Annotated in this window: 1 protein-coding gene; it reads right to left on the reverse strand. The window is 60.3% G+C overall.

The features are described from left to right. Window positions 1-125: 125 nt before the first annotated feature. On the reverse strand, window positions 126-3,561 hold a 3,436-nt coding region (locus HX830_RS31685), incomplete at its 5' end, for an Ig-like domain-containing protein (RefSeq protein ID WP_177104771.1).

Consider the following 3,561-nt stretch of genomic DNA (forward strand, 5'->3'; position numbering starts at 1 on the left):
AGCAGGTTATCCGACCAATGGCTCATGATCCGCCGTCGCCGCGAGGATGCTCAATGAAGGGCGTCCTCGTTGATACCTCGGTATGGGTCAACCATGGCGCAATCCACCGATGAGTTGAGTGATCCTTAATTGTCCGGCACCCGACAATACGCCCCTAACCAGGCTTCTCTGGCCGATGTACTGATATATCCGGTGTAGGGATTGGTGAAGAGGGGCCAATTAGGGTTGTTGTTCTCGAACTGCCCGGTCCAATGATCGTAGTTCCAGCCAATAGCCATTACATAATATTGCCGAAGTGCGGCCATGGTGCCGCCATCTGGACGGGATGAGTTGAAGGAGTTATTCGCCCCCACGGAGTTTGCCCAGGCCGGGGCATTGGCCCCCTGGATCGAGGGAATCGTGGCGATTTTCCAGGCGTTCGAGCGCACGATCAGGTATGAAACCGTCTGCCCAAAGGTGTCGCTTACCTCGATCGTTGCCTGACCGTTTTTATAACCGATGACCACACCGTTGCCGTCAACCTGAGCGACCGCGTTGTTTGACGAGCGGTAGGTAAATGGCGGGGTACCACTCGTGGGCCGGCGAGTGATCGTGGTCCCTGCCGGCATGGGGGTGGCGTTTCGTTGCATGCCGGTGTAAACGAAAAAACCGTTGAGCTGCACGGTGCTGGTGTCGATCTCCAAACGTGCAAAGGTCTTGACGGTATAGGTGCGCAGCGGAAAGACGGTGGCAGCCTCGTCCGAGGTGGAACCGTTGAATTTGATCTTGAGTTCCACCGTCAACGGGGTGTTGTCTCCCAGCTCTTCCAACTGCGCGCGTGGGATATTTTTTGAAAGTCCGTTGGTCACTTCCGGCGCAATCACTTCCGATGCCGTGTACAGGGTGATGATGTGATCACTGCCATTGGCCTTTTTACCCAGGCAGCGTAGCCAGACTCTTTGCTTGGCCGCGATACCGGGCCATGGGCTCACCTTGACGGTGGCGTCGCCCGTGAAGGTGCTCAGGTCGAGCGTCGTGCCGGTGCCATTGTTCTCGGCTTGCTGGATATAAGGTTTGTTCTGATCGGTCAGGGTAATGACGGTAAACGTCCAGGCCCCTGATACCGGTTCGCTGCCATATTTGGCCTTGGCGGTGAAGCTGTGGGGACCGGGTGCCACGGCGATGGGCGTGGTGGTGGTCCAGGTGCCACCGGTGGCGACGAAGGTGCCCTTGGGTGGTGGGGTGTCGTTGTCGAAGAGGTCAATACTGAATCCAGGGCTGGCGCGGCCAGTCAGGACCACCGAGGTGGCGGCGGTGACACCGCCGTTGGGGATGGCAGGGGTGGCGCTTTCGCTGACCGCTGTGATGGTCGGTGCCACCAGTGCAACGGTCTTGAGGGTATAGGTGCGCAGGGGAAAATCGACCGCGTTGGCCTGGGTCGAGCTCTGATCGAAGGTCACTTGCAGCACGACGTTCAATGCCGAGCCGTCGCGCAATTTCTCCAGTTCGCTGCGCAACAGCGGTGTGGACAACCCGGCCGTCACTTCCGAGGGAACGACCTCGTAAGCCGTGTAGAGGGGGATGGTATAGGGTGAGTTGTCGACCGCCGTCCCCTCGACGCGCAGCCAGACGCGCTGACCGGCGGCGATCAGCGGCCACGGTGCCACGGTGACCCGCGTATCGCCGATAAAGGTCCCCAGATCCAGTTCGCTGCCAATGCCAGCTTGCGCGGCCTGGGGAATCAGCGGCATGGGCAGACTGATGTCGGGTATCGCCTGCACGTTCAGCGTCAATGCACGGGACGGCTCGGATTCGCTGCCGCCGCTAGGGGTCACGGTGTAGGTGACCGTCACCGACCGGTCCAGGTTGTAGGCGAGGACCTCCACCGGGACAGGTATCTCCCGACTGCCGGGCAGCGCCTGCAGCGGGGTGGTATGAGACCCGGCCCCGGCGGTGCCGGCCCAGGTCACGCGGACCTGATCGCCAGGCCGGATACCGTAATCCGGAATCTCCACGGTCAGTTCATCCTTGGCCGCCACCGGATTGAGTTGCTGGTTGGGCGAAACTCCGGTGGCCTGTTTGACGCTGGGAGCGGCCAGGTCCATGGGCGTGCCGATATCCATCGGCAGGACCTCCGAGGGACTGATCCTTCCCGTCACACGCTTCACCCAATAGGAGGCCTTCACGGTTCCTCCCTCGTTGTTCTTGATCAGGTCGAAGTTGATGGAGAAAGGGATATCCGAAGTCTCGTTGATTTCAGTGATTGGGGTGGAGTCGGTTTTGATCCCGGTTCGTGAGCCGTTCCAGACGTAGTGCACCTTATCGCCGCGAATCTGCCCGTCATATTGCCGGACAATCAAGCGAGTCCCGGCGGGCACATCCGCAGGATCAAGGACACCGTCCTGCTCGCCTTCAACATCAGGTGGAGGTAGCTCGGCGACGGGCTCGCCGATGTTCAGCAGGTCGGCATGCAAGGACTGGCGACTGACGACTTCGCGGGCGTCCGTATCGCGCAGCAGCAGGTAGAAGAGCTCCAGCGTGCCACCGTCGATGGCGCGCAAATGTTCACCGTCGACCGAGATGTGAAGCGACTCTTTGTCCCTCTCTTCGCCATGGCTGATCAGGCGAAGAGGAAAGGTTGGAAAGTAAATCTGGGGGCCTCGCGTGCCGAGCCACTTCAGGTCAATGGCTTGGCCCTCGGTCATGCTTTCATCCCAGGGAATCTCGATCAGGGTATAGGGCAACGCGGGATCAAGGGTGCCGGCGATAGCGTCCTCGGCGATGGGCGCGGCCAGTTGCCTGGCTTCGCCGATGACCTCGATGAACTGGCTTTTGGAGCGCAGGTCGGCGGAGCCATCCGCCTTGACCAAACGGTAGGAGAGCGCCGCCCGGGTGTTGACCAGTAGACGGACATCGATGCTGGGCAGTGGAATATCGACGATGCTGGGCACACTGGTAACGGTTTTAAGCTCATACACACGGTCTACCGTTTCGCCCTCTAGCGAGATGCCTCGCAGGCGTATCTCGATTTCGTCGCCCGGGGCGAAGTCGGTGCGGCCGGGGACGAGGTTCATCGCCATGACGCGAGCGGTCACCGTGTCGGGGTTGGGCAAGGTGTCCATGTTCAGGACGTTGTTGAAGGCTTCCTCGATAATCGGCGCGGTGAGCCGTGGGCTGCCAGTGTCAACGTCGATACGAATCGTGGTGCTCCAGTCCTCGGAGCGGTTATTGACCACATCCAGGACATCGAAAGCCACGGGAATGCCGTCGGCCTCGGAGTCGCCTTCCTCGTCGATCACCGCCTTGTCGACGATGATGACAATCACGTGGTTGTCGGGATCCTTGGCTTCCTCGTCTGTCACGATGTGCTCGACTTTCTCGCTCCCCCAGTACAGGCGAATGCGGTCGCCTTCTTCGATATTGGGATAGGCCGGCATCCCGGCAACGGGGGATTTGATTTCGATCGGAACGAAGGGGGTATCGGCATCGACGCCTTCCAGGAGGATATCTTCGGGAATCACCATATGCAGTTCGGAATGGCCGGGAGTACCGGGGTCTAGGTCGCGTCCGCCGGGGCGTGTC

Origin of the sequence: Pseudomonas gingeri (assembly GCF_013385425.1) — a bacterium.
Classification (GTDB): Bacteria; Pseudomonadota; Gammaproteobacteria; order Pseudomonadales; family Pseudomonadaceae; genus Aquipseudomonas; species Aquipseudomonas gingeri_D.